We start from the raw sequence: 6,000 nt of genomic DNA, 5'->3' as shown, positions 1-6,000 counted from the left end.
TTCAGCTTGGCCTGCGCGTCGATCCAGGCGCTCAAGGAGCGCCGATCTTGCTGAACCTCCCACGGCAGAAGCGTCTGGTTGCGCAGGGCCAGAGCGCGCGCATAGGCGATCTGCTTGGGCGTCGCGGGCAGGGCGTAAGTGGTGCTTTCCATCGGGGCGCTCCCTTCATAGCTTGGTTTCAAAAAAATTGAACATAACAAGAACAAAATCAAGTCACCTCCGGAAATCATGGGGTTTGAGAGGAAGAGGAGGGCTGGGGAAGGTCAGGCCTGAGGGTGCCCGAAAGAGGGTGTCCGGGCCTGATTCTGTCCCTCATTCCGGAGTTTCCCTATGACCTATCTCGCGCCCGTCGCGCCTCCCGTTCCTGTCCCGTCTCGTGATCCCGCGCCCGCGCCCGCGATCCTCGCTGTCGCCGAAGCACTTCAGCCCGATCTGGCGCAGGGGTTCCAGATCGACGCGCTGCGTCTGCGGCTTGAGATGGAGCGCGCCTTTGGCGGCTCCGATGCCGATGGTGCCTGGGACTGGAAGCTCGCCTATGAGGCAGGCGAGGTGGCGCTGGTCCTCTTCCTGCAGAAGTTCGGCCGTGCACTCCTGGCCCGGGCCGGCTCGCCTACCGCGCTGCTGCGGATCGTCACCAAGGTGGCGGGCCTCTTGCCCACGCACACCCGACGCTCGGAGGAGATGGAGCGGTTCCAGCAGTTCAGCACGCCCTTGCCCATGGGCCTTGCGGCGCTCACTGCCGCGCAGATCACCCCGCGTGACCTGGTCCTCGAGCCTTCGGCCGGGACCGGCCTTCTGGCGATCCTCGCGGAAATCGCCGGCGGCAGTCTGATGCTGAACGAGCTGGCCGACATCCGCGCCGATCTTCTGCGTCTTCTCTTTCCAGGGCGCGCCGTCACCACTTTTGATGCTGCGCAGATCGATGATCATCTGGACGCGGGCATCCGCCCGAGCGTCATCCTAATGAACCCGCCGTTCTCGGCCATGGCGAATGTCGATGGGCGGACGACCGAGGCGACAGCGCGCCACCTCCGCTCGGCGCTTGCCCGGCTCGCCCCCGGCGGTCGTCTGGTCGCCATCACCGGGTCCGGTTTCGCGCCGGATGCGCCTGCTTGGGCTGAAACCTTCGCCCGCCTGACCGAGTCTGCCCATCTGGTCTTCACCGGCGCTGTGTCGGGCGCTGCTTTCGCCAAGCACGGGACCAGCTTCGAGACCCGGATCTCGGTCTTCGACAAATGCCGCGGCGGCGAGCCGGGCGGCATCACAGCCGATCTGGCACGCCCGATTTCGCCGGATGTGGCCCACCTCCTTGCCCGGATCACCGCCGAGGTCCCGCCACGCCTCGAGTTGGATGCGGGTGTGGGCGCATGCTCCCAGCCCATTTCCTCTTTCCGGGGAATTCCCGGCCGTTCCTCCGGCCTCACCGCTCGACCCTTGCGGTCGACGGCAGCGGCCAAGATGGATGTGCATGTCACCACGCCGGATGCCGAAGACCTCGGCTACACCCTGCGCGAGACGGTGGACGATCTCGGCTCTGCCCGCCTGTCGGATGCGATCTACGAGACCTTCCGCCTGCAGGCGATCGACATCCCCGGCGCGGCATCGCACCCGACCAAGCTTGTGCAATCAGCGGCCATGGCCTCTGTCGCGCCCCCGAAGCCCACCTACCGCCCGAAACTCCCTGCGGCCGTCTTGCGCGATGGCCTGCTGTCGGACGCGCAACTTGAGACCGTGATCTACGCGGGTGAGGCGCATGGCGCCTATCTCGCCGGATCATGGATCGTGGATGAAACCGGCGACATGGTCTCTGCCGCACGCGACGATGCCGTTGACGCCGTCCGCTTCCGCCGTGGCTTCTTCCTTGGCGACGGCACCGGGGCGGGCAAGGGCCGCCAGTCGGCCGGGATTGTGCTCGACAACTGGGCCCAGGGTCGGCGCAAAGCGCTCTGGATCTCGAAGAGCGACAAGCTTCTCGAGGACGCTCAGCGCGACTGGTCTGCCCTTGGCCAGGAGCGGCTGCTGGTCACGCCGCTGTCGCGTTTTGCACAAGGCCGCGACATCCCGCTGAGCGAGGGCATTCTGTTCACCACCTATGCCACGCTGCGCTCCGAGGAGCGGGGCGCAAAAAAGTCCCGGGTCGACCAGATCGTCGACTGGCTTGGGGCGGATTTCGACGGGGTGATCCTGTTCGATGAAAGCCACGCCATGGCCAACGCCGCTGGATCGAAAGGCGAGCGCGGCGATGTCACGGCCTCGCAGCAGGGCAGGGCGGGTTTGCGTCTGCAGCACAGGTTGCCCAATGCCCGCGTGGTCTATGTTTCGGCCACGGGGGCGACCTCGGTCCATAACCTCGCCTATGCGCAGCGCCTCGGTCTTTGGGGCGGCGAGGATTTCCCGTTCGCCACCCGCGCGGAATTCGTCGAGGCCATCGAGGCGGGCGGTGTCGCGGCAATGGAGGTCCTCGCCCGCGACCTGCGGTCCCTTGGCCTCTACACCGCCCGGTCGCTTTCCTACGACGGCGTCGAATACGAGCTGCTCGAGCACGCGCTGACGCCGGAGCAGCGTGGCATCTACGATGCCTATGCCGGGGCCTTCGCCATCATCCACAACAACCTGGCCGCCGCGATGGAAGCTGCAAACATCACTGGAGATTCTGGCACACTGAACCGTCAGGCCAAGTCCGCCGCGCGCTCGGCTTTCGAGTCTGCCAAACAGCGCTTCTTTGGCCATCTGCTCACTTCCATGAAAACCCCGACCCTGATCGCTGCCATCGACGCCGATCTCGCCGCAGGCCACGCGGCTGTCATCCAGATCGTCTCAACCGGCGAGGCGCTGATGGAGCGCCGCCTGTCGGACATCCCCACGGACGAGTGGAACGATGTGCGGGTGGATATCACGCCAAGAGAGGCCTGCCTTGACTACCTCGCCCATTCCTTTCCGGTGCAGCTCTATGAGCCGTTCACCGATAGCGAGGGCAACCTCTCCTCGCGGCCCGTCACGCGCGACGGCCAGCCGGTGGAATGTCGCGAAGCTGCGCGCAGGCGCGACGCGCTGATCGAGCATCTGGCCTCGCTGCCGCCGGTGCCCGGCGCGCTGGACCAGATCGTCCAGCGTTTCGGCACGGATCTGGTGGCGGAAGTGACGGGCCGCTCGCGGCGCATTGTGAGGAAGGGCGAGGGTGCTGCCGCGCGCCTTGTGGTCGAAAGCCGGGCGGGGTCTGCCAATCTTGCGGAAACCGCCGCCTTCATGGATGACCAAAAGCGCATCCTGATCTTCTCGGATGCCGGCGGCACGGGGCGCAGCTATCACGCCGATCTCGGGGCGAGGAACCAGCGTCTGCGGGTCCACTACCTCCTGGAACCGGGCTGGAAGGCCGATGCGGCCATTCAGGGACTGGGCCGCACCAACCGGACCAATCAGGCGCAGCCGCCGCTGTTCCGACCCGTCGCCACGGATGTGAAGGCGGAGAAGCGGTTCCTGTCGACCATCGCGCGTCGCCTCGACACGCTTGGAGCGATCACGCGCGGCCAGCGTCAAACGGGCGGGCAGGGGCTGTTCCGGCCCGAGGACAATCTGGAGTCCCCCTATGCCCGCGATGCCTTGCGCCAGCTTTACCGCCGCATCTATCGCGGCGATGTCGCGGGGTGCTCACTTGGCGCTTTCGAGGATGCGACCGGCCTCAGCCTGACCGATGACAATGGGCTGAAGGATGATCTGCCCCCGATCACGACCTTCCTCAATCGCCTGCTGGCGCTGACGATCGACATGCAGGCCGTGCTGTTCTCGGTCTTCGAGGAACTCCTCGACCAGCGAATCGAGGGCGCTATCGCTGCCGGGGTCTACGACCTCGGGCTCGAGACCCTGCGCGCCGAAAGCTTCCGCGTCACGGATGCGCGGGTGATCTACACCCATCCCGGCTCCGGCGCGGAAACCCAGCTGCTGACCATCGCGGAGAAACGGCGGAACACGCCGACTGCGCTGGCGGATACGCTCGACTGGCTCGATGACCCCAAGGCACGCCTGCTGGTCAACAGCCGCTCGGGACGGGCTGCCGTGCAGGTGCCCGCGACCAGCCTGATGCTGGACGATGGCACCATCGAACCCCGCCTGCGGCTGATCCGCCCGCTGGAGGCGAGCACGGTTCCGGCCAAGATCATGGAGGACACCCATTGGCTCGAAGCGGACCGCGCGGCCTTCACTGAAGCCTGGACGGCAGAACTGGCTGAAGTGCCGGAGTTCTCGGAAACCACCCTGCACATCGTGGCGGGCCTCTTGCTGCCGATCTGGAAGCAGCTCCCCCAGGATGAAACCCGCGTCTACCGGCTGCAGACCGATGACGGTCAGCGCATCATCGGGCGCCGCGTCTCGCCGTCTTGGGTCGCGACCACGCTGGCCGCTGACGCGCTGCAGCTGACAGCCGCACAGGTTCATGCCCTCGTTCTGGAGGGCAAGACCGTGGTGCGGCTGGCCGAGGGGATGGAGTTGCACCGGTCCCGCGTCATGGGGGTGAACCGGATAGAACTGTCGGGCTTTTTGGGTGCCGCCAAGGACCGGCTCAAGGCCGATGGGTTCTTCTCGGAGATCATCGCCTGGAAGCTGCGGCTGTTCTGTCCGACCGACCCTACCGGCATCGCCGTGCTGGATCGTCTGCTTGCACGTTGTCCCGTGACAGGACTACATGCGCGCGGAGGGTGCTGAGCCATGTATTCCGAGACCGAAGATGTGATCCGCGCTTTGGCGGAAAACGCCGAAGGCGTCTGTCGCGCCTACCTTCCCGCCGGACGGCGGGAAGGGTCCTACTGGATCGTGGGCGATTTGCAGAACAATCCTGGCCGGTCGCTGTTCGTGCGGCTGACCGGGCCTGCGTCAGGGCCGGGTGCGCGCGGAAAGTGGCAGGATGCGGCGGTCGGACTGCATGGCGATCTCCTCGACATCATCCGCGAGCGAACCGGGATCTCGCGCTTTCCCGATCTTCTGGCCGAGGCCCGGGCGCATCTCGGCCGTCCGCAGCCGGTTCTCCTGGATCGGCCAGTGCCAAAGAGGGCCAAGGCCCCCGGCGGCACACCCGCGGCGGCGGTGCGTCTGTTCGCAGCCTCGGTGCCTGTCGCAGGCACGCTTGCTGACACCTACCTCCGCTCCCGGGGCCTGACCCAGGGCGGGGTGATGAGCGCCCTTCGCTTCCACTCGAAGTGCTGGCATCGGGATGAGGGTCAGACCCGGAGCATCCCCAGACCGGCGCTGATTGCTGCGGTCACCGATGGGGTGGGGGTCTTGCAGGGTGTGCATCGCACCTGGCTCGCGCCTGACGGTCAGGGAAAGGCGGAGGTCGAGACGCAGCGGCGGGCCATGGGTCACCTCCTGGGCAATGCCGTCAGGCTGACCCCGCATGACGACGTCCTCGTGGTCGGCGAAGGCATCGAGACCATGCTGTCCTTGTTCGAGGTGGCCCCCGGCCTTCCCGTCTGGGCGGCTCTCTCGTCGGGTCACCTCGGGGCGGTCCAGTTGCCGGAGGGGCTGCAGCGCCTTTACATCGCCATAGACCGCGATCCGGCCGGGCAACGCGCGGCAGAGAGGTTGAGCGCCAGAGCCCTTGATGCCGGGATTGCCGTACGGGTGCTGGAACCACGGCTCGGGGATTTCAACGATGATCTCCGGGCGAACCGCAAGGAAGCGCTGCGTCAGCATCTGGCAGGGCAGATCGGGCTCGAGGATCGGCAACGCCTTTTCGGCTGAGCTGCATCGCGCAAGGATCTGTCCGGGATAGCGGGGTAGGGGTCACGGATCCCTGTCTTGGCTGTGGATCGTCGCTTTGCCTCTTCCCGGGCAATCTCATCCACCCGACACCCGAGCGGCCTTCAAGAGATGGGCAGGCGGCCGTCAAAGGGGACGCCCCATCAAGGGCGGCAGGCAAGCTATTTCCGCCGCGGGGGACGAGCCCCCGCTTTGCATCGCGAAACAAATAGCCTGCCTGCCGCCCTCCTCCACATGCGTTTCGGCCCC

Annotated in this window: 2 protein-coding genes; both read left to right on the top strand. The window is 66.4% G+C overall.

Going from position 1 to position 6,000, the window contains the following annotated elements:
* The first annotated feature begins 330 nt into the window (after window positions 1-330).
* Entirely contained in the window at window positions 331-4,698 is a 4,368-nt protein-coding gene (locus tag AC2FNA_RS23165; protein WP_496830659.1) for a strawberry notch-like NTP hydrolase domain-containing protein, read from the top strand.
* A gap of 3 nt (window positions 4,699-4,701) precedes the next feature.
* On the top strand, window positions 4,702-5,733 hold the full coding sequence (locus AC2FNA_RS23160; RefSeq protein WP_496830657.1) for a DUF7146 domain-containing protein: 1,032 nt from the start codon (window positions 4,702-4,704) through the stop codon (window positions 5,731-5,733).
* Window positions 5,734-6,000 lie beyond the last annotated feature (267 nt).

Source organism: Ruegeria sp. YKSD163, assembly GCF_059612905.1.
The sequence above is the reverse complement of the archived record's forward strand: the minus strand, read 5'-3'. Positions and strand labels throughout refer to the sequence as shown.

Bases quoted from the DNA above. Each gene is read 5' to 3' on its own strand.
- AC2FNA_RS23160 (WP_496830657.1), top strand. From the start codon at position 4,702: ATGTATTCCGAGACCGAAGATGTGATCCGCGCTTTGGCGGAAAACGCC.
- AC2FNA_RS23165 (WP_496830659.1), top strand. From the start codon at position 331: ATGACCTATCTCGCGCCCGTCGCGCCTCCCGTTCCTGTCCCGTCTCGT.